The 23,819-nt window shown below is 72.5% G+C and carries 21 protein-coding genes; 15 read left to right on the forward strand and 6 right to left on the reverse strand.

Annotated features, from left to right (window positions below; genetic code table 11):
• Positions 1-5 precede the first annotated feature (5 nt).
• Together FHU33_RS02020 and FHU33_RS02025 are read right to left on the reverse strand one after the other, a co-directional pair.
• Positions 6-1,325 (reverse strand): MFS transporter, encoded by a 1,320-nt coding sequence (locus FHU33_RS02020; protein ID WP_142023846.1) that lies wholly within the window; start codon positions 1,323-1,325, stop codon positions 6-8.
• Positions 1,326-1,508: 183 nt separating this feature from the next.
• Entirely contained in the window at positions 1,509-3,809 is a 2,301-nt protein-coding gene (locus FHU33_RS02025) for a heterodisulfide reductase-related iron-sulfur binding cluster (RefSeq protein ID WP_142023847.1), read from the reverse strand.
• A gap of 458 nt (positions 3,810-4,267) precedes the next feature.
• Between FHU33_RS02025 and FHU33_RS02030 the strand changes: the two genes are divergently transcribed.
• Together FHU33_RS02030 and FHU33_RS02035 are read left to right on the forward strand one after the other, a co-directional pair.
• On the forward strand, positions 4,268-4,600 hold the full coding sequence (locus FHU33_RS02030; protein WP_142023848.1) for a PadR family transcriptional regulator: 333 nt from the start codon (positions 4,268-4,270) through the stop codon (positions 4,598-4,600).
• Complete coding sequence (locus FHU33_RS02035; protein ID WP_142023849.1) at positions 4,597-5,604, forward strand: DUF1700 domain-containing protein; 1,008 nt, start codon at positions 4,597-4,599, stop codon at positions 5,602-5,604. The genes FHU33_RS02030 and FHU33_RS02035 overlap by 4 nt, the downstream gene beginning before the upstream one ends.
• A gap of 82 nt (positions 5,605-5,686) precedes the next feature.
• Here the strand turns inward: FHU33_RS02035 and FHU33_RS02040 are convergent, their stop codons facing one another.
• On the reverse strand, positions 5,687-6,685 hold the full coding sequence (locus FHU33_RS02040; RefSeq protein ID WP_142023850.1) for a type IV toxin-antitoxin system AbiEi family antitoxin domain-containing protein: 999 nt from the start codon (positions 6,683-6,685) through the stop codon (positions 5,687-5,689).
• Positions 6,686-6,998: 313 nt separating this feature from the next.
• Between FHU33_RS02040 and dnaK the strand changes: the two genes are divergently transcribed.
• The 5 genes from dnaK to FHU33_RS02065 are packed head-to-tail and all read left to right on the forward strand — an operon-like array spanning position 6,999 to position 11,739.
• Complete coding sequence (gene dnaK, locus FHU33_RS02045; RefSeq protein WP_142023851.1) at positions 6,999-8,864, forward strand: molecular chaperone DnaK; 1,866 nt, start codon at positions 6,999-7,001, stop codon at positions 8,862-8,864.
• Complete coding sequence (gene grpE / locus FHU33_RS02050) at positions 8,861-9,589, forward strand: nucleotide exchange factor GrpE (RefSeq protein WP_142023852.1); 729 nt, start codon at positions 8,861-8,863, stop codon at positions 9,587-9,589. Before dnaK ends, grpE begins: the two co-directional genes overlap by 4 nt.
• A gap of 19 nt (positions 9,590-9,608) precedes the next feature.
• Positions 9,609-10,817 (forward strand): molecular chaperone DnaJ, encoded by a 1,209-nt coding sequence (dnaJ, locus tag FHU33_RS02055; protein ID WP_142023853.1) that lies wholly within the window; start codon positions 9,609-9,611, stop codon positions 10,815-10,817.
• Positions 10,814-11,251 (forward strand): heat shock protein transcriptional repressor HspR, encoded by a 438-nt coding sequence (locus tag FHU33_RS02060; protein WP_246063216.1) that lies wholly within the window; start codon positions 10,814-10,816, stop codon positions 11,249-11,251. Before dnaJ ends, FHU33_RS02060 begins: the two co-directional genes overlap by 4 nt.
• The gene (locus FHU33_RS02065; protein ID WP_142023854.1) at positions 11,248-11,739 is read left to right on the forward strand and encodes a MarR family winged helix-turn-helix transcriptional regulator; all 492 of its coding nucleotides are present in this window, start codon (positions 11,248-11,250) and stop codon (positions 11,737-11,739) included. Before FHU33_RS02060 ends, FHU33_RS02065 begins: the two co-directional genes overlap by 4 nt.
• 129 nt (positions 11,740-11,868) lie before the next feature.
• Here the strand turns inward: FHU33_RS02065 and FHU33_RS02070 are convergent, their stop codons facing one another.
• Together FHU33_RS02070 and FHU33_RS02075 are read right to left on the reverse strand one after the other, a co-directional pair.
• A complete protein-coding gene (locus FHU33_RS02070) occupies positions 11,869-12,306 on the reverse strand; it encodes an OsmC family peroxiredoxin (RefSeq protein ID WP_142023855.1) in 438 nt (145 codons plus the stop codon).
• A gap of 84 nt (positions 12,307-12,390) precedes the next feature.
• Positions 12,391-12,846, reverse strand: a complete 456-nt coding sequence (locus tag FHU33_RS02075; protein WP_142023856.1) for a MarR family winged helix-turn-helix transcriptional regulator — start codon at positions 12,844-12,846, stop codon at positions 12,391-12,393.
• Between the two features lie 204 nt (positions 12,847-13,050).
• Here FHU33_RS02075 and clpB point away from each other — a divergent pair, with 204 nt between their 5' ends.
• On the forward strand, positions 13,051-15,642 hold the full coding sequence (gene clpB, locus FHU33_RS02080; protein WP_142023857.1) for an ATP-dependent chaperone ClpB: 2,592 nt from the start codon (positions 13,051-13,053) through the stop codon (positions 15,640-15,642).
• A 118-nt stretch (positions 15,643-15,760) separates the two neighbouring features.
• A complete protein-coding gene (locus FHU33_RS24750) occupies positions 15,761-16,465 on the forward strand; it encodes a hypothetical protein (protein ID WP_170182292.1) in 705 nt (234 codons plus the stop codon).
• A 51-nt stretch (positions 16,466-16,516) separates the two neighbouring features.
• On the opposite strand, the gene FHU33_RS02090 is transcribed toward FHU33_RS24750, so the two are convergent.
• A complete protein-coding gene (locus FHU33_RS02090) occupies positions 16,517-16,984 on the reverse strand; it encodes a hypothetical protein (RefSeq protein ID WP_142023858.1) in 468 nt (155 codons plus the stop codon).
• A gap of 116 nt (positions 16,985-17,100) precedes the next feature.
• On the opposite strand from FHU33_RS02090, the gene FHU33_RS02095 reads away from it, so the two are divergent.
• From FHU33_RS02095 to FHU33_RS02120, 6 genes are all read left to right on the forward strand, one after another.
• Positions 17,101-18,771, forward strand: coding sequence for a molybdopterin-dependent oxidoreductase (locus tag FHU33_RS02095; RefSeq protein ID WP_142023859.1), 1,671 nt, complete (start codon positions 17,101-17,103; stop codon positions 18,769-18,771).
• A 143-nt stretch (positions 18,772-18,914) separates the two neighbouring features.
• Positions 18,915-19,583 carry a fasciclin domain-containing protein gene (locus FHU33_RS02100; RefSeq protein WP_246063217.1) on the forward strand — a complete coding sequence of 223 codons (669 nt, stop codon included), beginning with the start codon at positions 18,915-18,917 and terminating at the stop codon, positions 19,581-19,583.
• Between the two features lie 83 nt (positions 19,584-19,666).
• Entirely contained in the window at positions 19,667-20,221 is a 555-nt protein-coding gene (pyrE, locus tag FHU33_RS02105) for an orotate phosphoribosyltransferase (RefSeq protein WP_211354974.1), read from the forward strand.
• 46 nt (positions 20,222-20,267) lie between these two features.
• Positions 20,268-21,701, forward strand: a complete 1,434-nt coding sequence (locus FHU33_RS02110; RefSeq protein ID WP_211354975.1) for an FAD-binding oxidoreductase — start codon at positions 20,268-20,270, stop codon at positions 21,699-21,701.
• A gap of 37 nt (positions 21,702-21,738) precedes the next feature.
• The gene (locus FHU33_RS02115; protein ID WP_142023860.1) at positions 21,739-23,085 is read left to right on the forward strand and encodes an FAD-dependent oxidoreductase; all 1,347 of its coding nucleotides are present in this window, start codon (positions 21,739-21,741) and stop codon (positions 23,083-23,085) included.
• Between the two features lie 64 nt (positions 23,086-23,149).
• Positions 23,150-23,776 carry a pentapeptide repeat-containing protein gene (locus FHU33_RS02120; protein ID WP_142023861.1) on the forward strand — a complete coding sequence of 209 codons (627 nt, stop codon included), beginning with the start codon at positions 23,150-23,152 and terminating at the stop codon, positions 23,774-23,776.
• Positions 23,777-23,819 lie beyond the last annotated feature (43 nt).

Raw genomic sequence — 23,819 nt, forward strand, 5'->3', positions numbered from 1 at the left:
CGTCCCTAGCCGCGCGGCGGCGCGGTGTCCGAGCTGACGTGGGCGATGACCGGCGCCTCGGCCCCCGCCGACTCCAGCACGTCCGTGCCGGTCGGGGATCCACCCGGGACGGGCCGGTCCACCTCGTCGTCCACGTACACCTGCCGGGTGGCGAACCAGCCGGCCACGGCCAGCACGGCGACGCCCGCCAATACCAGGACGAACATTCCGGTGTAGCCGCCGGTGACGCCGCGCAGGACGCCGACCAGCAAGGGTCCGAACCCCGCGAGGACGTAGCCCCAGCCCTGGACGACGGTGGACAGGGCAGCGGTCGTCTCCGGGGTGCGGGCCCGCAGCCCGATGAGGGTGAGCACCATCGCGAAGGTGCCCATGCCCACGGCGATGAGGGTCATCCAGAGCCAGGGCGCCGTCGTCGGTGACCGCCACAGGCCCAGCCAGCCGACCACGTAGGCGACGACGAACGCGACGAGCAGGGGCCGCTGCAGGCGTGGGCGCACGGTCAGGGACGGGATCACCGCGCTGAGCGGAAGCCCGACGACGGAGTTCAGGCCGAGCAGCAGGCCGGCCGTCGCCGCGCTCAGTCCCGAGTCGCGCAGGTACTGGGCCGACCAGCCGATGACGATGTAGGCCTGCAGTGCCTGGACGCCGAAGAACACCGTCAGGGCCAGCGCCGTCCTGCTGTGCACCAGCGCCCGCATGCGGACGGCGGTGTGCGTGCTCCGTGAGGCGCCGGGCGTGGCCCGGATCCCGAGCCACGCGGCCGCGGCGACCAGTGCCGGGACCGCCCACACCCCGAGTGCCCAGCGCCAGCCCCCTCCGCCGGCCGCGTCGGCGATCGGCTGGGCGGCGACGGCCGCGGACGCGCCGCCCAGGCCCAGGGCGGTGCTGTAGGCGCCCACGAGCAGTCCCGTGCGCCCGGGGAAGTACCGCTTCACCAGGCTGGGCAGCAGGACGTTGCCCAGCGCCCCGCCCACCATGGCCACCACCGTGCCGGCGAGGAACAGGGAAAATTCGCCGGCGAGGCTGCGCAGGACGAGTCCCGCCGCCATCGCGGACAGTGCCCCGGCCAGCACGTGGGAGTCGCGGAACCGGGCCGACAGCGCCGGCCCGGCGAAACCGATGGCGGCGAAGCACAGCACCGGCATGGAGGTGATCAGGCCCGCGAGCCCGCTGGAGATGCCGAGGCCGTTCTCGATCTCCTCGAGCACCGGGCCGACGCTCGTGACCGCCGTCCGCAGGTTCAGCCCGGTCAGGACGATCGCGACGGCGATCAGCGCGAGACCCCGGCGATGGCTCGTCTCGGACGGAGGAGCGGTGCGGGTCACCGGAGGATCGTCCTCCATCCGCGCCGTCCGTCGTCCCCCGGGTCGTGAGCCGGCGTAACGATCTTTCCGGGGCCGGAACGACGACGGCGCGCGCTCCCGAGGGAGACGCGCGCCGCCGTTCTCGGCCTCCTCGCAGGGGCCCGCCGCGAGCTTGCGAGCGGTGGGGGGCGAGGAGGTCCTTTCTCAGGCGGTCGGGCCGTGCTCCGTCGCCGCGGAACGGTTGCCGGCGACGTCGTCGACCGCCGTCCCGACGTCGGGACCGGACTCGGCGCCCTGTGCCCCGACGGCGACCGGGGTCATCGAGCGCAGCAGGATCTGGCTGACGTCGAGGACCTCGACGTGCTCGCCCGCCTCGCCGTTCTGCTTCTTGGATGTCAGCGCGTCGCTCAGCATCGTGATGCAGAACGGGCAGGCCGTGGAGATGACGTCGGGGTCGAGCTCGAGGGCCTCCTCGGTGCGCTCCATGTTGATCCGCTTGCCGATCTTCTCCTCCATCCACATGCGCGCGCCGCCGGCGCCGCAGCAGAAGCCGCGGTCCTTGCAGCGGTGCATCTCCTGGGTGGAGAGGCCCTGGACGGAGTCGAGGATCTCCCGCGGAGGCGTGTAGACCTTGTTGTGCCGGCCCAGGAAGCACGGGTCGTGGTAGGTCACCTTGCGATCGACCGGCGTGACGGGCGTGAGCCGGCCCTCCTCGATCAGCTGACCGAGCAGCTGCGTGTGGTGCACGACCTCGTAGTGGCCCTCGAGCTGCGGGTACTCCCTGCCGAGGGAGTTGAAGCAGTGCGGGCAGGTGGCGACGATCTTGCGCATCCCGGGCACGCGACCCTCGAAGACGCCGTCGAGGGTCTCGACGTTCTGCTGCGCCAGCATCTGGAACAGGAACTCGTTGCCCATGCGGCGGGCCGGGTCGCCCGAGCAGCTCTCCCCGTTGCCGAGGACGGCGAACTCGACGCCGGCGATGTTGAGCAGCTCGGCGACGGCCTTGGTGACCTTCTTGGCACGGTCGTCGATGGCGCCGGCGCAGCCGACCCAGAACAGGTACTCGATGTCGTAGTCGAGCGGGCCGTCGGCAACCGTCACCTCGAAGTCGAGCTCCTTGATCCAGTCCTCGCGGACGTTGCCCCCCATGCCCCAGGGGTTGCCGCGGTTCTCGAGATTCTTCAGCATCACGCCGGCCTCGGAGGGGAAGCTCGACTCGATCAGCACCTGGTAGCGGCGCATGTCCATGATGTGGTCGACGTGCTCGATGTCGACCGGGCACTGCTCGACGCAGGCGCCGCAGCTGGTGCAGCTCCACAGGACGTCGGGGTCGATGACCCCGCCCTCCTCGAGCGTGCCGACCAGCGGGCGGTGGGCCTGGGCGTCGTTGGTGCCCTCGATGCGGGCGTACCCGGAGGCCCAGACCTGCTCGTCGCTGGGCTTGAGGACGTCGTAGTCCGGTGCGGTCTCGGACGCGGTCTTCTCACCGAGGAGGTAGGGGGCCTTCGCGTAGAGGTGATCGCGAAGATCCATGATCACCATCTTGGGGCTGAGCGGCTTGCCGGTGTTCCAGGCCGGGCACTGGCTCTGGCACCGCCCGCACTCGGTGCAGGTGGTGAAGTCCAGCATCCCCTTCCAGGTGAAGTCCTCGATCTTGCCGCGGCCGAAGACATCGTCCTCGCCCGGATCCTCGAAGTCGATGGGCTTGCCGCCGCTGGTCATCGGCTGCAGCGGGCCGAGGGCGACGCTGCCGTCGTCCTCGCGCTTGAAGTAGATGTTGAAGAAGGCGCTGAACCGGTGCCAGGCGACGCCCATGTTCAGGATCCGGCTGATGACGACCAGCCAGGTCAGGCTCACCACGATCTTGACGAAGGCGACGACCGTGAGCAGGTCGGGGCTGTCGGGCAGGACCGTGGCCAGGGCGCCGGAGACCGGGTGCGACCAGGCGGGGGCGTCGGTCAGGTCGGAGGAGACCTTCAGGGCGCGGATCAGCAGGATGGCGACGCCGACGGTGAGGACGACGGCCTCGACGAAGTAGCCGCGGCCCTCGTTGGTGCCGGCGAAGCGGCTCTTCCGGCCCTGGCGGCGCGGGTGGTCCTTCTGGCGCCGGTAGATCAGGTAGAGGATCCCGAGGATCGTGCCGGTGCCGATGAGGTCGGCGAAAAGGTTCCACAGGAACCACTCGCCGATGATCGGCAGGTGGAAGGCCGGGTTCCAGACCTCGCCGAACGCCTCGACCAGGGTGAGGAAGAGGCCGTAGAAGCCGACGAAGACGAACCAGTGGGCGGCGCCGATGGCCGACCACTTGAGCATCCGGGTGTGGCCCAGCGACTCGATCGCGAGCGTCTTCAGCCGGTTCTTCACCGGGCCGAACCGCGTGCCGTCGGGCTGACCGGTGCGGATGATCCGCACCATCGCCCGGACGGCCCGATAGGCCATCACCGACGAGACGATCAGGAACAGGACGCTGATCGTGCCGAGGACGATCTGCAACGGGCCCGTCATTCTCTTCCTCCCGCGTACGCCTGACGGCGTCGGCCGACTCCCGTCCGCCCTGCGGCGGCGGGGGCACCAGGTGGTGCGCGAGCCGTCGTCCGCACCGGCCGGAGCCGGGGGGCGGATCGCATGCGGGCACTGCTGTCCCGCACTGGGTCGCACGATAGCTGGCGCGCTGCGAGGCTACTCGCCGGTAACCATGGGCGCCGCGCCCAGAGATCGCCGGCGCCCGCGGGCGTCCTGCCCACCGGCGGCTCGTGGCTCCGTTCCTGATCGCCGTCGCCGGCTCCGGGCCGCCGTCCTCGGGCTGCATCCCGGGGACGGTGATCCGAGGGTGAGGACGGCGGAACCGCGGGGCCCCCCGTCGCACTCGGCGCCGACACACCGGTTCTCGCCCGCCCGTACTACTGCGCATCGTGCAGTACCGTTCGCTCCGCCACAGCGGAACGGGACGTGGAGGTGCGGCAGTGGACGCCAGTCAGCTGCTCAAGGGCGTGCTCGACGTGGCCGTGCTCGCCGTCGTGCGCGATGCCGACGGCTACGGCTACGACGTCGTGCGCCGGTTGCGCAACGCCGGGCTCGACGAGGTGGGTGACGCGTCGGTGTACGGCACGCTCCGCCGCCTCTACCAGGCCGGGGCGCTGACCTCCTACGTCGTCCCGAGCGACGAGGGACCGCACCGCAAGTACTACGCGATCAACGACAGGGGGCGCACGGTGCTCGAGGACTCGACCAAGACGTGGAGGACGTTCGCCGACACCGTCGACGCTCTCCTGGCCGGCCCGGGGGTGGCGGCATGACCACGGCGACCGACTCCGCGGTGACCCGGCAGACCCAGGACTACCTCGCGGCGGTCGAGCACGAGCTCGCCGATCTGCCCGCGGAGGACCGCAGCGCGCTGCTGGAGGACCTCGCGCTCCACCTCGAGGCTCTCGCGCAGGAGGACGACGACCGTCCGGTCGCCGTCCGCCTGGGCCCGCCGGCCGACTACGCCGCTGATCTCCGGGCCGCCGCCGGCCTGCCTCCTCGCGGGAGCAGCGCCCGGCCCGAGACCGTCGGACTGCGCGAACGGCTCGAGGGTGTCCTGTCCTCGCCCCACGTCGCCCGGACCGCGCGCGAGATGCGTCGCCTGCTCGGCGAGTTGCGACCGGCGTGGTGGGTGCTGCACGGCTACCTGGTGGTCCTGCTGCCCTGCCTGCACGAACGGGACGGGGTGAGCGACTTCCCGGTGCCCGCGCCGCTGGACGATCACCTGCTCGGCGCCGTGCTCGTCCTCGCGGCGGTCGCCGGGTCCGTGGCGCTGGGCCGACGACGGCTGCTCCGCCCGTGGGGGGTGCTCGTCGCGGCGGCCGGTGTCGTCCTCCTGTTCTTCACCTTCGTGGCGTGGGACAGGTCCGAGGTCTCCCGCGGGGCGAACCTGGACGCGGCCGGTTTCTCCCCGCCGGAGCAGGCGGTCGGCGAGTACCCGCTGCTCTCGCGCTACGGGCCGGTGACCGACGTGCTCCCGTACGCGGCCGACGGCACGCCCTTGGAGGGCGTGCTGCTCTACGACCAGGACGGCCGGCCGCTGCAGGTGGGCTTCCAGGAGTGGTGGGCGGACGGTTGCCGGCGGGTGCTCGAGCCCCCGCGCGCAGCGGACGGCGGACCGGTCTCGTGGTCCTTCCCCCAGACCTACGAGCTCGACCGGGCGCTGGAGCCGAACGCGCTGGGCATCGACGGCAGCCCCGTGCCGACGAGCCAGTGCGACGCGGAGCTGCTGCGGCCGGAGCTCCCTCTGCCGCAGTTCTCGTCGCCGGCGCCGTGAGCCCGTAGTCGTCCGCGCGGTGTGGTCGTCGTCCTCCCGGTGTGCCGCGAGGAGGACCGCCTTCCGACGCGGACGACGGTGGTCACCCGGCCCGGCGACGTCCCAGATCGCGTGCGGTCGCGCTGAATCGGCGTCTCGTCGGGCCTGCGGTCGAGACGAGTTCCCGGAGGCGGGTCTCGAGGCGCGCCCACGGTGGACCGAGATCGGCGTCGGCGATCCGGACGACGCGGATGTCCAGGCCTCGCAGCTCGTCCTCGCGCCGTTTCTCCTCCCAGAGCGCCCGCTCCGGGGATTGTCCGCGCCACGGGTCGGTGTACTTGACCTGCCCGTCGAACTCGACCGCGACGGCCGCCTCCTCGAACCAGGCGTCGACGACGGCCACGAGGCGTCCGCCTGTCCGGATCTCCACCTGGAGCTCCGGGGTGGGCAGTCCGGCGCCGAGGATCCGCAGCCGGCCACGGGTCTCCAGCGGCGACTCCGCCCGGCCGTCGGCAAGGGACACGGCTCGGACCGCGTTCAGTCCGCCGGGCCAGGATCGCGCGGCCGCAGCGGCGCTCCGCAGCTCGCCGCCGGTGAGTTTCCGCGAGAGAAGCGCGGCGTCCATCGCCACGACGCTGTCGTCGAGGCCCCACTCGCGGGCGCAGTCGATGAGGGTGCGGGCCGCTGACGTCACTCTCAGGGGCCCGCTCCGCTGGATCTCACCGATGCGGAGCGGAGCCTGCTTCAAGAGAAATCCTCGGCCCCGGCGCCAGACATCGGCATCGGTCAGGCGAACGGTGCCGGCGATGTCCCGCCGGAGCGGCAGGCCGTGCAGTCGTGCGGCGGATGCGTGACTCGCGACAGTGGTGGGCCGCCCCAGCTCGAGAACCACGGCGAGGCAGTCGATCCGGTGGCGTGCAGATGCCGATCGGGCGCGGTCGAGCGCATCCGGCGTCGTGTAGATGCCGCGGCGCAGTCGCACCCAGGTCCCCGACCGGCACAGCCTCCGGACCTCAGCGTGCTCGTATCCGGCCTCTCGGGCGTCGACCGCGGTGAACAGGCCCAGCTGCTGGTCCGCTCGGGCGCGCAGGATGGGGTGCACGGCGGAAGTGTGGAGCCTCGCGCCCCCTCGTGGGTGGGCGTGACGGTCGCTGTGGATGGGCCCGGCCCTCGTCCGCCGTCCTTCGCTGCTCGTCCGCGCGGTGTGGTCGTGATCCGCGTCGTGTGCCGCGGGGAGGAGTGCCATACGGCGCGGGTGACCGATGGGGGAGGGTGTCGGGAGAAGGCGGTCGGCCCCGGGAACACCGCCAGAAGCCCTGCCGTTAGGGTGGGCAGGAAAGTTGAGTGGACCTCGCGCAAGGCGCTCGACTTCCCGGTAGACCACCCCGCACACGAACGGAAGAGAGGCCATCCCCATGGCACGAGCGGTCGGTATCGACCTCGGCACCACCAACTCCGTCGTCACCGTCCTGGAGGGCGGCGAGCCGACGGTCATCGCGAACTCCGAGGGTTCGCGCACCACCCCGTCCGTCGTCGCCTTCGCCAAGAACGGCGAGGTCCTCGTCGGCCAGTCGGCGAAGAACCAGGCGGTCACCAACGTCGACCGCACCATCCGCAGCGTCAAGCGTGAGATGGGCACCACCTGGAAGTCCGCCGACATCGACGGCAAGCAGTACACCCCGCAGGAGATCAGCGCCCGGGTCCTGCAGAAGCTCAAGCGGGACGCCGAGACCTACCTGGGCGAGCCGGTCACCGACGCCGTCATCACCGTCCCGGCCTACTTCGAGGACGCCCAGCGCCAGGCCACCAAGGAGGCCGGTGAGATCGCCGGCCTCAACGTCCTGCGCATCGTCAACGAGCCGACGGCGGCCGCGCTGGCCTACGGCCTGGACAAGGGCGAGACCGAGCAGACGATCCTCGTCTTCGACCTCGGTGGTGGCACCTTCGACGTCTCCCTGCTCGAGATCGGGGACGGCGTCATCGAGGTGAAGGCCACCGCCGGTGACAACCACCTCGGTGGTGACGACTGGGACCAGAAGGTCATGGACCACCTGGTCAAGACCTTCAACGCCTCCAACGGCATCGACCTGTCGAAGGACAAGCTGGCCCTGCAGCGTCTCCGCGAGGCCGCCGAGAAGGCCAAGATCGAGCTGTCCGGCGCGCAGTCGGCCAACATCAACCTGCCCTACATCACCGCCGGCGCCGAGGGTCCCCTGCACCTGGACGTCACGATCACCCGCGCCGAGTTCCAGCGGATGACGCAGGACCTCCTCGACCGTGCCCGCGCGCCGTTCAACCAGGCGATCCGGGACGCCGGCATCTCCGTGGGCCAGATCGACCACGTCGTCCTCGTGGGTGGATCGACCCGCATGCCGGCCGTCAGCGACCTGGTGAAGGAGCTGACCGGCGGCAAGGAGCCCAACAAGGGTGTCAACCCCGACGAGGTCGTGGCGATCGGCGCTGCGCTTCAGGCCGGCGTCCTCCGCGGTGAGGTCAAGGACGTCCTGCTCCTCGACGTCACCCCGCTGTCCCTGGGCATCGAGACCAAGGGCGGGATCATGACCAAGCTCATCGAGCGCAACACCACGATCCCGACCAAGCGCAGCGAGATCTTCACGACGGCCGACGACAACCAGCCGTCCGTGCAGATCCAGGTCTTCCAGGGCGAGCGCGAGATGGCCGCCTACAACAAGAAGCTCGGCATGTTCGAGCTGACCGGTCTGCCTCCGGCGCCGCGCGGCGTCCCGCAGATCGAGGTCGCCTTCGACATCGACGCCAACGGCATCGTCCACGTCCACGCCAAGGACCTCGGCACGGGCAAGGAGCAGTCGATGACCATCACCGGCGGCTCGGCGCTGCCCAAGGACGACATCGAGCGGATGATGAAGGACGCCGAGGCGCACGCCGAGGAGGACAAGAAGCGCCGCGAGGAGGCCGAGACCCGCAACCTGGCCGAGTCGCTGCAGTACCAGACCGAGAAGTTCCTGGCCGAGAACGGCGACAAGATCCCGGCCGAGAAGAAGGACGAGCTCGGCGAGGCGCTGACCGACCTGCGAAGCGCGCTGGGTGGCTCCGACATCGAGGCCATCAAGACGGCGCAGGAGAAGGTCGCCCGAGTCTCCCAGGAGGTCGGCGGCGCGCTCTACGCCCAGAACGCCGAGGCCGGTGCCGAGGGTGCGCCCGGTGCCGAGGCCGGCGAGGGTGGCGCGTCCTCCCCGACCGCTGACGACGACGTCGTCGACGCCGAGATCGTCGACGAGGACACCGACAAGCGGTCGTGACGACGCGGGACGAGGATGCGCCGCGGGTCGTGATCCGCGACAAGCGGCGCATCGATCCGATGACCGGAGCGGTCCGGGTGCCGGCCGGCGACCAGCCGGCCGGCACCACCCCCGATGCCGCCGCCCCCGCTGCGCACACCCCAGATGCAGCCTCCCGAGAGGAACAGATGAGCGAGCACGAGACGCCGGTCGTCGAGGAGCCGACGCCGAGCCAGCCCGAAGCCCCGCCGCCCGGTGGGGACCTGGAGAAGCAGCTGGCCGAGCGGACCGAGGACCTGCAGCGGGTCACCGCCGAGTACGCCAACTACCGGCGCCGGGTCGACCGCGATCGCACCCTGGTCGTCGACCAGGCGGCCGAGCGGTTCGCGCTGCAGCTGTTCCCGATCGTCGACGACATCGAGCGGGCCCGTGACCACGGGGACCTGACCGGTGCCTTCAAGGTCGTGGCCGACCGGGTCCTGGGCCTGCTCGAGGGCCTCGGGGTCGAGGCGTTCGGCACGGCCGGCGACCCGTTCGACCCGTCGCTGCACGAGGCGGTCCTGCACGACACGTCGCCGGAGGTCGCGGTCCCGACCGCCACCACGGTGCTGCGGCAGGGTTTCCGACGCGGTGACCGGGTCCTGCGGACGGCGATGGTCGGTGTCAGCGAGCCGGAGAACCCGGCACCGGCCGCGCCGGCGGCGCCGACCGCCACGGACGAGACCAGCGCTCCGGCGTCCGACTGATCCAGAGAGGGGGCGCCCGATGAGCACCCGGGACTTCATCGAGAAGGACTACTACGCCGCATTGGGCGTCCCCAAGGACGCCGATGCGTCGGCGATCAAGAAGGCCTACCGCAAGCTGGCGCAGGAGCTGCACCCGGACAAGAACCCGGGCAACGCCGAGGCCGAGGCGCGGTTCAAGGACGTCTCCGAGGCCTACGACGTGCTGTCGGACACCAAGCGGCGGACCGAGTACGACGAGGCCCGCCGGCTGTTCGGGGGCGGCGGCCGGCCGGGCGGCTTCCCCGGCGGGTTCCCGGGCGGGGGCGGCGGCCAGCCGTTCGACCTCGGTGACCTGTTCGGCGCCGCGGGCGGCGCCGGGCCGGCCGGTGGCCGCGGTGCCGGCGGGCTCGGCGACATCCTCGGCGGGCTGTTCGGCGGTGCGGCCGGGGGTGGCGCGCGCGCCCGCAGCCAGGCCGCGTCCGGCCCCGCCCGCGGTCAGGACGTCGAGACCGAGGCCACGCTTTCCTTCGACGAGGCGGCCCTCGGTGTGACCGTCCCGCTGCGGATGCAGAGCCCGGGCACCTGCCCGACCTGCGCCGGCAGCGGCGCCAAGCCGGGTACGAGCCCGCACACCTGCCCGGTCTGCCAGGGCGCCGGTGTGACCAGCCGGAGCCAGGGGGCCTTTGCCTTCTCCGAGCCCTGCCGCAACTGCCGCGGCACCGGCTCGGTCGTCGACGACCCGTGCCCGACCTGCGCCGGCAACGGCGTCACGACCCAGACCCGCACGATCACCGTCCGCATCCCGGCGGGGGTCAAGGACGGCCAGCGCATCCGGCTGGCCGGCAAGGGCGCGCCGGGACGACGGGGCGGGCCGGCGGGCGACCTCTTCGTCGTGGTCCACGTCTCCGAGCACGAGCTGTTGGGGCGCAAGGGCGAGGATCTGACGCTCACCGTGCCGATCACCTTCGCCGAGGCCGCTCTCGGGACGACGCTGACCGTGCCGACGCTCGACGGGAACGTCTCGCTCAAGGTGCCGGCCGGTACCGCCAGCGGGCGCACCCTGCGCGTCCGGGGGCGGGGCGTGCACGGCAAGGGTCGCTCCGGCGACCTGCTCGTCACCCTGGAGGTGGCGGTGCCCTCCCGGCTGACCCCCGCGCAGCGCAAGGTCATCGAGAACCTCGCCGAGGAGATGGCCGAGGACCCGCGCCCGCAGATCACCGCCGCGGTGCAGGCGGGAGGTGAGCGGTGAGCAGCTCCCACGACGGCGTCCGCGCCGTCGCCGAGGACGCTCCGGTGTTCGTCATCTCCGTGGCGGCGCAGCTGGCCGGCATGCACGCGCAGACGCTGCGCCAGTACGACCGGCTCGGGCTGGTCAGCCCCGGCCGGACGCCCGGCGGTGGCCGCCGGTACAGCCCGCGGGACGTCGCCCTCCTCCGTGAGGTGCAGCGCCTCTCGCAGGAGGACGGCGTCAACCTGGCCGGGATCAAGCGGATCATCGACCTCGAGTCGCAGGTCGAGGCGTTGCAGGCCCGGGTGCGCGAACTGCTGGAGGCGCTCGACCTGTCCGAGGCCCGACTCATGGCGGCCGAGGCCGCCGTCCCCGCCGGGTACCGGCGCGACCTCGTGCCCCGGAGCAGGCAGAGTTCGGCGCTGGTCGTCTGGCGGCCGCGGAGCGATCGGTGACCGGTTGGTCGGACGACGGCGACCCGCGCGCCGGCGATGCCCATGAGGCCTTCGTCCGGCTGGAGCGCGAGGTCGGTCTGCTGCTGCGCCGGGCCCGCGCCATCTCCACCCGCCTGGCCGGCGAGCTGCATCCCGACCTCGACGGCGCGGCGTACGGTCTCTTGGCGCTGCTCCAGGACTCCGGCCCGTTGCGGGCCAGCGACCTCGTGACCCGGCTGGGCCTGGACAAGAGCACGGTCAGCCGCCAGGTGGCCCACCTGGTCGATCTGGGACTCGTCGACCGCGCGGCCGACCCCGTCGACGGGCGGGCCCAGGTGCTGACGCCGTCGGCCGAGGGCTCGGCCCGCCTGTCCCGGATCCGTGAGGTGCGCCGGGCCCGCTGGGAGTCCGACCTGGGCGACTGGCCGCCGGCCGATGTCGCCCAGCTGGCGGAGTTGCTCGCCCGGCTGAACCAGCTCGGCGAGGCCCGCGAGGCGACGGGCTCCTGACTTCGGTGCGAGCCGTCCCACGGGCCTCCACCCGCCCGGCTGACGCCGCCCTCCCTCTCAGGCATTGGAACCTTCACCTGCGTTCTGGCGCTGCGATGCGCAGGTGAAGGTACCTATGCCCACGGCGGGCTACTGGTCGAGTGCGGCGTCGAGGGTGATCTCGGTGCCGGCCAGGGCCTTGCTGACCGGGCAGCCGACCTTCGCCGCCTGTGCGGCCTGTTCGAACCCGGCCGCGTCGAGGCCGTCGACCTCGCCGCGGACGGTGAGCGTGATCCCCGTGATGTGGGGGGCGCCGTCCTTCTGCCCGAGGGTCACGTCCGCGGTCACCTCGAGGGCCTGCGGGGTGCCGCCGGCCTTGCCGATCTCGCTGGACAGGGCCATCGCGAAGCAGGAGGAATGCGCGGCAGCGATGAGCTCCTCGGGGCTGGTGGTTCCCCCGGCCTCCTCCGCGGCGCGCTTGGGGAAGGACACCTCGTAGGTGCCGACCTTGGAGCTGGAGAGCTCGACCTGGCCGGAGCCCTCCTGCAGGGTGCCGTTCCAGGCGGTGCGTGCGGTGCGAGTAGGCATGAGGCCTCTTCCGTGCCGGGCGCCGCCAGCTCCTGGACGGCGCGTCGACCAGCCCCTACCCGGTGAGCTGCGGGCTCAACGCATTCAGCAGACGGCTTCCCCGCGGTTGACCCGCTCGGTCAGCAGACGCAGCCGCTGCATGAGCTCGTCGAACTCTCCGCTGTCGAAGCCGATGGCGCCGATCATCTTCTCGGAGATCGCGAACGCCTTCTCGCGGAGGGCGCGGCCCTCGTCGGTCAGCGCGATGGCGACCGAGCGCTCGTCCTCGACCCGGCGGTGCCGGGTGACCAGTCCCGCGGCGGTCAGCCGCTTGAGCAGCGGGGACAGGGTGCCGCTGTCGAGGGCCAGGCGGGAACCGAGCTGCCCGACGGTCTGGTGGTCGGACTCCCAGAGCAGCATCATGACGAGGTACTGGGGATAGGTCAGGCCGAGGGCGTCGAGCATCGGCCGGTAGCGCGCCGTCACTGCCCGGGAAGCGGCGTACAGCGCGAAGCACAGCTGGTCGTCGAGCGCCACACTCGGTGCCGGCAGAGCGGTCATGTCCTGAGTCTAGGTCGCACCAGCGCGTCTGCCACGACGGCCGCACAGTTCCTCGCTCGGCGGGGGCACATCCGGCGAGGGGGTCGGACCCGGCTAGGTTGAGCGGAACAGACTCAACTTCGCCGTCGTTGCACTGGTCGCCACGCGCTGCCGGGGTCCCGTCCGGCGGTCATCCGAGCCACGAGAGGAAGAGCGTCCCCGACCATGGAGAGCAAGCTCACGACCCGCTCGCAGGAGGCCATCGCAGCGGCGCAGCGCCTCGCCGTCGCCCGCGGCCAGGCGGCGCTCGAGCCGCTGCACCTCCTCGCCGCGCTGCTGGAGCAGTCCGACGGCATCGCCGGCCCGCTGCTCACCGCCGTCGGCGCCGACCCGGTCGACGTCCGGGCGAAGGCCGAGGCGGCGCTGCGCCGCATGCCCAGCGTCAGCGGGGCCACCGTGCCCGCCCCGTCGCCGTCCCGGGAACTGCTCCGGGTCATCAACGACGCCGGCGAGCAGGCCGGCGCCCTCGGTGACGAGTACATCTCCACCGAGCACCTGCTGGTCGGGCTCGCCGGCTCCGACGGTGACGCCGGGGACGTCCTGACCGGGTCGGGTGCGACCCGCGACACGCTGCTGGCCGCCTTCCGCACGGTCCGGGGCAACCGCAAGGTCACGACGCCGGACCCCGAGGGCACCTTCCAGGCGCTGGAGAAGTACGCCGTCGACCTCACCCAGCGAGCTCGGGACGGCAAGATCGACCCGGTCATCGGCCGGGACACCGAGATCCGGCGGGTCGTCCAGGTGCTCTCCCGGCGCACGAAGAACAACCCGGTGCTCATCGGCGAGCCCGGCGTCGGCAAGACGGCCATCGTCGAGGGCCTGGCCCAGCGGATGGTGGCCGGTGACGTCCCGGAGAGTTTGAAGGGCAAGCGCCTGATGGCGCTGGACCTCGGCTCGATGGTCGCCGGCGCCAAGTACCGCGGCGAGTTCGAGGAGCGGCTCAAGGCCGTGCTCCAGGAGATCACCGACGCCGAGGGGCAGATCGTCACGTTCATCGACGAGTTGCACACGATCGTCGGCGCCGGCGCCACCGGCGACTCCGCCATGGACGCCGGCAACATGATCAAGCCGATGCTCGCCCGCGGTGAGCTGCGGATGGTCGGCGCGACGACGCTCGACGAGTTCCGCGAGCACATCGAGAAGGACGCCGCGCTCGAGCGCCGCTTCCAGCAGGTCTTCGTCGGCGAGCCGAGCGTCGAGGACACCATCGGCATCCTGCGCGGGCTCAAGGAGCGCTACGAGGTGCACCACGGTGTCCGCATCACCGACACGGCGATCGTCGCGGCCGCCACGCTGTCGGACCGCTACGTCACGGCCCGTTTCCTCCCCGACAAGGCGATCGACCTCGTGGACGAGGCCGCCAGCCGGCTCCGGATGGAGATCGACAGCCGGCCGGTCGAGGTCGACGAGGTGGAGCGCGCCGTCCGCCGGATGGAGATCGAGGAGATGGCGCTGTCCAAGGAGGACGACGCCTCCTCGATGGAGCGGCTGGCCGCACTCCGCGAGGAGCTCGCCAATCGCCGGCAGGAGCTGGCCGAGCTCACCTTCCGCTGGCAGCAGGACAAGACCGCCATCGAGCGCATCCAGCGGATCAAGGAGGAGCTCGAGTCCGTCCGCACGGAGGCCGAGCGGGCCGAGCGCGACGGCGACCTCGCACGGGCCGCCGAGCTGCGCTACGGCCGCCTGCCCGAGCTGGAGCGGTCGCTGACCTCGGCCGAGGACTCCGTGGCCAGCGGCGACTCCATGCTCAAGGAGGAGGTCGGCCCCGACGACATCGCCGAGGTCGTCCAGGCCTGGACCGGCATCCCCGCGGGCCGGCTGCTCGAGGGCGAGACCCACAAGCTGCTGCGCATGGAGGACGGGCTGGCCGCTCGCGTCGTGGGTCAGCCCGACGCCGTCCGGGCGGTGTCCGACGCGGTGCGCCGGGCCCGCTCCGGGGTCTCCGATCCCGATCGGCCGACCGGTTCCTTCCTCTTCCTCGGTCCGACCGGTGTCGGCAAGACCGAGCTGGCCAAGGCGCTCGCGGAGTTCCTGTTCGACGACGAGCGGGCCATGGTCCGCATCGACATGAGCGAGTACTCGGAGAAGCACTCGGTGGCCCGGCTGGTCGGCGCGCCGCCCGGATACGTCGGGTACGAGGCGGGCGGCCAGCTCACCGAGGCGGTGCGGCGGCGTCCGTACACCGTCGTCCTGCTCGACGAGGTGGAGAAGGCCCACCCGGACGTGTTCGACGTGCTGCTCCAGGTGCTCGACGACGGCCGGCTCACCGACGGTCAGGGCCGCACGGTCGACTTCCGCAACACCATCCTGATCCTGACGTCGAACCTGGGTTCGCAGCTGATCGCCGACCAGTCGGTCCCCGAGGAACGTCGGCGCGAGGCCGTGATGAGCGTCGTCCGGACGCACTTCAAGCCGGAGTTCCTCAACCGGCTCGACGACGTCGTGGTCTTCCGGGCCCTCGGCAGCGAGGAGCTGACCGGGATCGTCGACATCCAGGTCGGCGTCCTGGCGCGGCGGCTCGCCGCTCGGCGGCTCACCCTGCGGGTCACCGATGCGGCGAAGGAGTGGCTGGCGCTGGGCGGGTTCGACCCCGTCTACGGCGCCCGTCCGCTGCGGCGGCTGGTGCAGTCGGCGATCGGCGACCGGCTGGCCAAGGCGCTGCTGGCCGGCGACATCCGCGACGGCGACGAGGTCGTCGTCGACCGGCCGGCGGACGTGGCCGACGGCGACGGCGGACTGAGCGTCACCCGCGGCTGAGCCGGTGGTCCCTGGCCGGACCGTGACACGACCGGGCGACGACACGCGCCGGGTCGCTGGCCGCTGCCCCGGGTGTCCACCATGATCACGAGGAACCGGTACCAACGGGAGGCGGAAGATGACGTCAGGACAGAGCGGTCCCTACGGGGACCCCGGCGAGCAGGGGCAGGGCGGTCCGCCGCAGGGGTGGAACCCCCCGCCGTCCCAGCCTCCGTACGGCCAGCCGCCCCAGGGGCAACCGCCGTACGGGCAGCCGCCGTACGGCCAGCCGTCCCAGGGCCAGCCGCCGTACGGCGAGCAGTACCCCGGGTACGCCCCGGCGCCGTCGGCGCCGACCGGCTACGGCGCGCCCACCCCGATGGAGCGGCCGACCACGGTGCGCGTCGGCATCGGTGCCCTGGTGGCCAGCCTCGTGCTCGGGCTCATCCAGTCGATCGTGACCTTCTCCGACATGGAGGGTCTGATCGAGCAGTCGATGCTGGAGTCCACCGATGCCGCGATCACCGAGGACCTCGTCCGGACGGGCATCGTCATCGGCGTCGTCATCACGCTGATCATCCTGGGGCTGCAGGCCCTCTTCATCTGGTTCGCCTGGCAGGGCCGCAACTGGGCACGGATCGTGATCTGGGTCCTCGGCGGTCTCAGTGTCCTGTTCGGGCTGCTGGGCCTCGGGGCGGGCACCGGCCAGAGCACCGGCTTCCTCACCTCGCTGGGCTGGTTCTCGCTGATCCTCACGGCGGTCGGCATCGTGGCGCTGGCGCTCAAGCCGTCCAACGAGTGGTACCGCTACCGCGGCTGGCAGCGGGCGAACGGCCAGGGCTGACCGATCGTCACCGGCGGTGCCACGTGTACGTGGCGCCGCCGGCGACGCCCCTCAGGCCGGGGTGCGCAGCGTGGGCATCCAGGCGCCGGTCGTGCGTGCCAGCAGGCTCGTGACGGCCGCGACCGAGAGCACCAGGACCAACAGCGAGGCGACCGTGATGCCGGCGGTGACGACCACCTGGAACAGCGTCAGCAGTGCGAGCAGGCCGCTGGCGGCCAGCCCCGTCCACCGGGCCCAGGGGCGGCGCCGGGGGAGGAACCAGGCCGACAGGGTCAGCAGCAGGCCGAGCACCAGGTTGGGGATCAGGGACATCAGCACGAACTGCCGGGCCTCGTCGCGGGCGACGTCCGCCTCCCGGGCGATGCGGTCGACGGCGGAGTCGTAGCCGTACCAGAGCAGTGCGGCGTTGGTGAGCAGCAGCGCGGCGAGCACGCCCATCGTGATGACGGCGACGCGTACGGACGGCGGCACCACGGGGCGCGCGGCCTGCCCTTCGGCGGGGGACTGATCGATCGGCACGGCGCCAGCGTGGCAGAAGCCCCTGGCAGGCATGCCGAACGGCGCGGACCGGTTGTGCACCAGACAATTCTTCGCCGAATCGAATCCGGATCCGGGGCGGTGCCCGAAGACAGGGCGTGACCACGTCCACACAGACTCCGGCCCTCGCACCGGACGAGCGACCCGAGCGCCCCCGGGGCCGCCGCGTCCTCGCCGCGCTGGCCGGCCTGCTGGCCGCGGCGGTCGCCCTCGGCGTCGCGGAACTGGTCGCCGGGTTCGTCGGTCCCGCCTCGTCGCCGGTGATCGCCGTCGGCGACGCGGCCATCACGCTCACTCCGGAGGCGGTCAAGGCCTTCGCGATCCGGACCTTCGGCGAGAACGACAAGATCGCGCTGGTCGTCGGGACCCTCGTGGCGATCGCCCTCTACGCGCTGGCCGTCGGCCTGGTCGGGCTGCGCAACCGGCGGCTCGGCGTCCTCGGGATCGCGCTCTTCGGCGCCATCGGCGTCCTCGCGGCCCTCACCCGCCCCGCGGGCGGACCGCTCGACGCGCTCCCGTCCCTGCTCGGCGCGGCGGCCGGCATCGCCGCCCTGCTCGCGCTCCTGGCCCCCCTCACCGTGGCGGTGGTCCCACCGGCCGAGCAGCCGCCCCCCGCGCCCGGTGATCACGCCGACGAGCGCATCGTCGAGAGACTGCGCGAGGTCCTCGGCTCCGGCGACCGCAAGGGTGCCGGTCTCGACCGCCGCCGCTTCTTCCTCACCAGCGGGGTCGCCCTCGGTGCGGCTGCGGTGACCGGCGGCGGTGGCCGGCTGCTCCAGCAGCGCTTCGACGTCGCCGGCGACCGGGCCGCCCTCGCCCTGCCGGCCCCGGCTTCGCCCGCCGAGCCGCTGCCCCCGGGGGCCGACCTCTCCGACGAGATCGACGGCCTGACCCCGCTGTTCACCGACAACGGCGAGTTCTACCGGGTCGACACCGCGATCACCGTTCCGCGCATCCGGCCCGCCGACTACCGGCTGGAGATGGCCGGCATGTTCGACTCCCCGCGCAGCTACACGCTCGCCGACCTGTTCGAGCGCGACGACCTCATCGAGCGGGACATCACGCTGACCTGCGTCTCCAACGAGGTCGGCGGCGGACTGGCCGGCACCGCCCGCTGGATCGGGGTCCCCCTGGCCGCGCTGCTGGAGGAGAACGGCATCCGCTCCGGCAGCGACCAGTTGCTGTGCCGCTCCGAGGACGGCATGACGATCGGCGCCCCGACCCGCAACGCCCTCGAGGTCGAGGACGCGATGCTGGCCTTCGGGATGAACGGCGAGCCGCTCCCGGTCGAGCACGGCTTCCCGGTGCGGATGATCATCCCCGGCCTCTACGGCTACGTGTCGGCCTGCAAGTGGCTGGTGCGCATCGATGCCACGACCTTCGACGCCGTCGACGCCTACTGGACCGAGCGCGACTGGGCGGCCGAGGGTCCGATCAAGGTCGCTTCCCGGATCGACACCCCTGCGCCGCTGCGCGAGTTCCCGGCCGGCCGCCGGGCGATCGCCGGCATGGCGTGGGCCCAGACGCGGGGGATCTCCCGGGTCGAGGTGCGCGTCGACGAGGAGGACTGGGCGGAGGCCGAGCTCTCCCCGCAGGTCGACGCCGACCTGTGGCGTCAGTGGGTTCTTCCCTACGACTTCGCCCCCGGCCGGCACCAGGTCACCGTGCGCGCCACCGGCGCCGACGGCGAGGTGCAGACCGAGGAGCGTGCGGCGCCCTTCCCCGCCGGCTCCAGCGGTTGGCACTCCATCCAGGTGGTCGCCGGCTGACCCACCTTCCCGGCCACCCGGCCGGACCCAGACCCGTCCCGGCACCCGCCGGTGGCGAGATACTCCGGACCGCTCCCGCGGGCCGGCGCACCACCCGCCCGCGACAATGCGGTCGCACGGACAGGACAAGGAGCACCATCACCGTGAAGAGCAACCTCCTCACCCGCGGCGTCCTCATGACCGCCGTCTCCACCCTCGCCATCACCTTGAGCGCCTGCGGCTCGGACGAGCCGGCCGAGGACACCGGCGCGGCCGCCGACACGAGCACCAGCATCGAGAGCGAGGCCCCCGAGAGCAGCGCGATGCCGACCTCCGACGAGCCGTTCGGAGAGGGCTGTGCCGCGGTTCCCGCCGAGGGCGAGGGCAGCTTCACCGGGATGACCGACGACCCGGTCGCGACCGCCGCCAGCAACAACCCGGCGCTGTCCACGCTGGTGCAGGCCGTGACCGCCGCGAACCTCGGCGACACGCTGAACACCACCGACGACATCACCGTGCTGGCCCCGGCCAACCCCGCCTTCGAGGCCGTTCCCGCCGACGCGCTCAACGCGCTGCTGGCCGACACCCCGCAGCTGACCACGGTGCTGACCCACCACGTCATCCCGGGCCGCCTGGCCCCCGACGAGCTGGCCGGCACGCACACCACGCTGAACAACGACGAGGTGACGATCGAGGGCTCCGGTGAGGACTTCTCCATCGCCGCCGACGGCACGGTCGTGGGCATGGAGGCCTCGGTGATCTGCGGCAACGTGCAGACGGCCAACGCCACCGTCTACATCATCGACCAGGTGCTGGCCCCCGCCGCCTCCTGATCGGTCCGGCCCAGGGCCGTCGTCCGACTCCGGTCGGACGGCGGCCCTGCGCCGTCTGCGGGGCCGTGTCTAGGGTCGGTGGCATGACGGCTCCCGCGACTCTGCCCGACCGTGACCGGCTGCTGGAACTCATCGTCGAGCTCGCCGTGGTGCACGGGAAGGTCACGCTCTCCTCGGGGCGGGAGGCCGACTGGTACATCGACATGCGCCGGCTCACGCTGCACCACGAGGGCGCCCCGCTCGTCGGCCGCGTGATGCGCCAGCTCACCGGTGACCTGCGCTACGACGTCGTGGGTGGCCTCACCCTCGGGGCGGACCCCGTCGCGACGGCGATGCTGCACGCAGCGGCCGGCGGCGAGGGGTTCCTCGACGCCTGCGTCGTCCGGAAGGCCGGCAAGGCGCACGGCCTGCAGCGCCGCATCGAGGGCCCCGACGTCGAGGGCCGCGCCGTGCTCGTGGTGGAGGACGTCTCCACCACCGGCGGCAGCCCGCTCACCGCGGCCGAGGCCCTGCAGGAGGCCGGCGCCGAGGTCATCGGCGTGGCCGTGATCGTCGACCGAGGCGGGCGGGCGGCGGTCGAGGAGGCCGGCTTCGAATACCGCGCCGCCTTCACCCTCGCCGACCTCGGCCTGGACTGACCGCATCGTTGACCTGATCATCGTCGGGACCGCCTACGGTGTGACGGTGACCACCGTGACGGCGGCGTGGGTGGGCGAGCTGCAGGACGCGCTCGGCCCCGGCAGCGTCCTCCTCGATCCCGACGTGACGGCGCCCTACGCCCGTGACCAGGCCATGCTCGCCCCGGCCGGCACGCCCGCGGCCGTCGTGTTCCCGCGCAGCACCGCCGACGTCGTCACGGTGATGCAGGTGGCCTCCCGGCACGGCGTCCCGGTGGTCCCGCGCGGCGCGGGCTCCGGACTGGCCGGCTCCAGCAACGCCGTCGACGGCGCGATCACGCTGGTGATGACCCGGATGGACGCAGTCCTGGAGGTGTCGCCCGCCGACCGCCTGGCCGTCGTCCAGCCCGGCGTGGTGAACAAGTCGCTGCGCGACGCGGTCGCCGGCGCCGGCCTGTTCTATCCCCCCGACCCCTCCAGCTACGACTGGTGCACGATCGGCGGCAACCTCTCCACGAACTCCGGCGGCCTGTGCTGCGTGAAGTACGGGGTGACCACCGACTACGTGCTCGGCCTCGAAGTCGTCCTCGCCGACGGGCGGGTGCTGCGAACCGGACGGCGAACGGTGAAGGGCGTCGCCGGCTACGACCTGGCCCGGCTGTTCGTGGGCTCCGAGGGAACGCTGGGCGTCATCACCGAGGCCACGCTCGCGCTGCGCCCCGCGCCGCAGCGGCCGGTCACGCTCGCCGCCACCTTCGCGACGACGGCGCAGACCGGCGAGGTCGTCGAGCGCGTGGTCACCACCGGCCTGGTGCCCAGCCTGCTCGAGGTCATGGACAACACCTGCATCTGCGCCGTCGACGACCTGCTGAAGGCCGACCTCGACCGTTCCGCGCACGCGCTGCTGCTGGCGCAGTCCGACACCGGCGGGGAGGCGGCCGCGCGGGAGATCGAGGCCCTGGCGCAGCTGTGCCGCGAGGCCGGCGCGGAGTTCGTGCACACCACCGACGACGCCACCGAGGGCGACCTCCTGCTGCAGGCCCGCCGGATGGCGCTCCCCGCGCTGGAGCAGCTGGGCAGCACCCTGATCGACGACGTCGCCGTCCCCCGGTCCCGGATCGCCCAGTTCCTCGACGGCTGCGACGCGATCGCTGCCGCCCGCGCGCTCACCATCGGCGTGGTGGGGCACGCCGGCGACGGGAACATGCACCCGACGATCTGCTTCGACCCGGCCGACGCCGACCAGCGCGAGCGGGCCTTCGCCGCCTTCGACGACATCCTCGAGCTGGGGCTGTCGCTGGGCGGCACGATCACCGGCGAGCACGGCGTGGGTGCGATCAAGGTCGACTGGCTGGAGCGGGAGATCGGCCCCGTCGCGATCGACGTGCACCGGGCCATCAAGGACGCCCTCGACCCGGCGGGTCTGCTCAACCCGGGCAAGGTCTTCCGCCGGGCCGGGGTTCGCGACCTCGCCGCCGTGGGGGATCTCGGCAGCCGCTGATCTGCCGGGTGTCGGTCCGGGGTGACACCCTGTCGGCGTGGAACGGCTTGTGGTCATCGGCGGGGACGCCGCAGGGTTGTCGGCGGCCGCCCAGGCGCGGCGCCTGCGCGGTGCCTCCGAGCTCGACGTCGTCGTCCTGGAGCAGGGCCCGGAGATCTCCTACTCCGCCTGCGGCATCCCCTACTGGATCGGCGGGCTGGTCTCCGACCGCGACCGGCTCATGGCCCGCACCCCGGCCGACTTCGCCGCGCAGGACGTCGCGGTGCGCACCGACACCCGGGCCGAGGGCATCGATCTGTCGGCGGGGGAGGTCGTCGCGGCCGGTGGGGAACGGCTGGGCTACGACCATCTGGTCGTCGCCACCGGCGGCAAGCCCTTCCGGCCGCCCGTGCCGGGCCTGGACGCCGACGGCGTGCACGGCGTGCACCGCCTCGCCGACGGTGCCGACATCCGGGCCGCCATCGCCGCGGGAGCGAAGCGGGCCGTCGTCCTCGGCGGTGGCTACATCGGCCTGGAGATGGCCGAGGTGCTGCAGACCCGCGGCCTCGAGGTGACCGTCGTCCTGGCCGACCCTCTGCCCATGGCGCAGCTGGACGACGACATGGGGGAGCGGGTCTGCGCGGCGATGTGCGGGATGGGCATCGACGTCCGACCGAACCAGCCGGTCCGCGAGATCGAGCTGGGCGTCGACGGCGCGGTGCGCGCGGTGCGCACCGACGAGGCGGCCTACGACGCCGATCTCGTCGTCCTCGGCCTGGGCATGGGCCCGGAGACGACGCTGGCGCAGGAGGCGGGACTGGCCCTGGGGACGACGGGCGCGATCGATGTCGCGCACACCCAGCGCAGCCGCTCGCATCCCGAGGTCTTCGCCGCGGGAGACTGCGCCCAGACGTTCCACCGGATCACCGGCGAGGCCATCCATGTCGCCCTCGGCACGCACGCCAACAAGCAGGGGCGGGTGGCCGGCTCGGTGATCGGGGGCAGACCGGCCCGCTTCGCGGGCGTCCTGGGGACGGCGATGACGAAGGTGGGCGACCTCGAGGTCGCGCGCACCGGGCTGTGTACCACGCAGGCCGAGGAGGGCGGGTACGACTACCGGACGGAGCTGATCGAGTCGTCGACCCGGGCCGGCTACTACCCGGGGTCGGCACCGATCACCGTCAAGATAATCACCGAGCGCGGTTCGGGCCTGCTGCTGGGCGCCCAGATCGTCGGCGGGCCGGGCAGCGGCAAGCGGATCGACGTCTTCGCTACCGCCGTCTGGGCCGGGATGACCGCCGAGACGCTGGCCGGGTCCGACCTCTCCTACGCCCCGCCCTTCTCGCCGACTTACGACCCGGTGGTGGTGGCCGCGCGGGTGGCCAGCCGCATCGAGCAGGGGTGAAGGCCGCGGCGGGGGACGGTGGGCGGGTCAGGGCAGTGCGGCGGGGGACGGTGGGCGGGTAAGGGTGGCCGACCGCACGTACGGTGTCGAGCCGCCGCCGACCGACAGCGAGGTGCGGCAGGCCGACTGGTACGGCGAGGACCTCTCCGGTCAGGAGCACACCCGGGTCGCGTTCGTCGGCGTCGATCTCACCGAGGCCACCGACGCCGGCGCGGTGTTCACCGAGTGCACGTTCCGCGACTGCCGCTTCAACCTCTCGCAGCACACCGACGCCGCGTTCCTGAACTGCACCTTCACCGGCTGCTCGTTCTTCCAGGCCACGTTCACCGACTGCAAGCTCGTGGGCTCGATGTTCGACCGGTGCACGTTCGACCTGATGACGGTCGAACGGGGTGACTGGTCGTTCGTCGGCCTGCCCGGCGCCGACCTCGCCCGCGCGACGTTCACCGGCACCCGCCTGCGCGAGGCCGACCTGACCGGGCTGCGCGCATCCGGGGCCACGTTGCGCCATCTCGACCTCTCGGCCGCCTGGCTGCACGACGCCGATCTCAGCGGTGCCGACCTGCGCGGCAGCGACCTGAGCGCCGTCGATCCGCGCACCGTCGAGCTGGCCGGAGCGCAGGTCGACGTCACCCAGGCGGTGGTTCTCGTGACGACCCTGGGGCTCAGCGTCCGCCCCGACGCCCCGTAGTGACCACACCGGCGCGATACTGATCACCGACGTCCAGTGCCGT

Origin of the sequence: Blastococcus colisei (genome assembly GCF_006717095.1) — a bacterium.
GTDB lineage: Bacteria > Actinomycetota > Actinomycetes > Mycobacteriales > Geodermatophilaceae > Blastococcus_B > Blastococcus_B colisei.

Coding starts and splice junctions, on each gene's coding strand:
- FHU33_RS02025 (WP_142023847.1), bottom strand. CDS start 3,809: ATGACGGGCCCGTTGCAGATCGTCCTCGGCACGATCAGCGTCCTGTTC.
- FHU33_RS02035 (WP_142023849.1), top strand. CDS start 4,597: ATGACCACGGCGACCGACTCCGCGGTGACCCGGCAGACCCAGGACTAC.
- dnaK (WP_142023851.1), top strand. CDS start 6,999: ATGGCACGAGCGGTCGGTATCGACCTCGGCACCACCAACTCCGTCGTC.
- dnaJ (WP_142023853.1), top strand. CDS start 9,609: ATGAGCACCCGGGACTTCATCGAGAAGGACTACTACGCCGCATTGGGC.
- FHU33_RS02070 (WP_142023855.1), bottom strand. CDS start 12,306: ATGCCTACTCGCACCGCACGCACCGCCTGGAACGGCACCCTGCAGGAG.
- FHU33_RS02075 (WP_142023856.1), bottom strand. CDS start 12,846: ATGACCGCTCTGCCGGCACCGAGTGTGGCGCTCGACGACCAGCTGTGC.
- clpB (WP_142023857.1), top strand. CDS start 13,051: ATGGAGAGCAAGCTCACGACCCGCTCGCAGGAGGCCATCGCAGCGGCG.
- FHU33_RS24750 (WP_170182292.1), top strand. CDS start 15,761: ATGACGTCAGGACAGAGCGGTCCCTACGGGGACCCCGGCGAGCAGGGG.
- pyrE (WP_211354974.1), top strand. CDS start 19,667: ATGACGGCTCCCGCGACTCTGCCCGACCGTGACCGGCTGCTGGAACTC.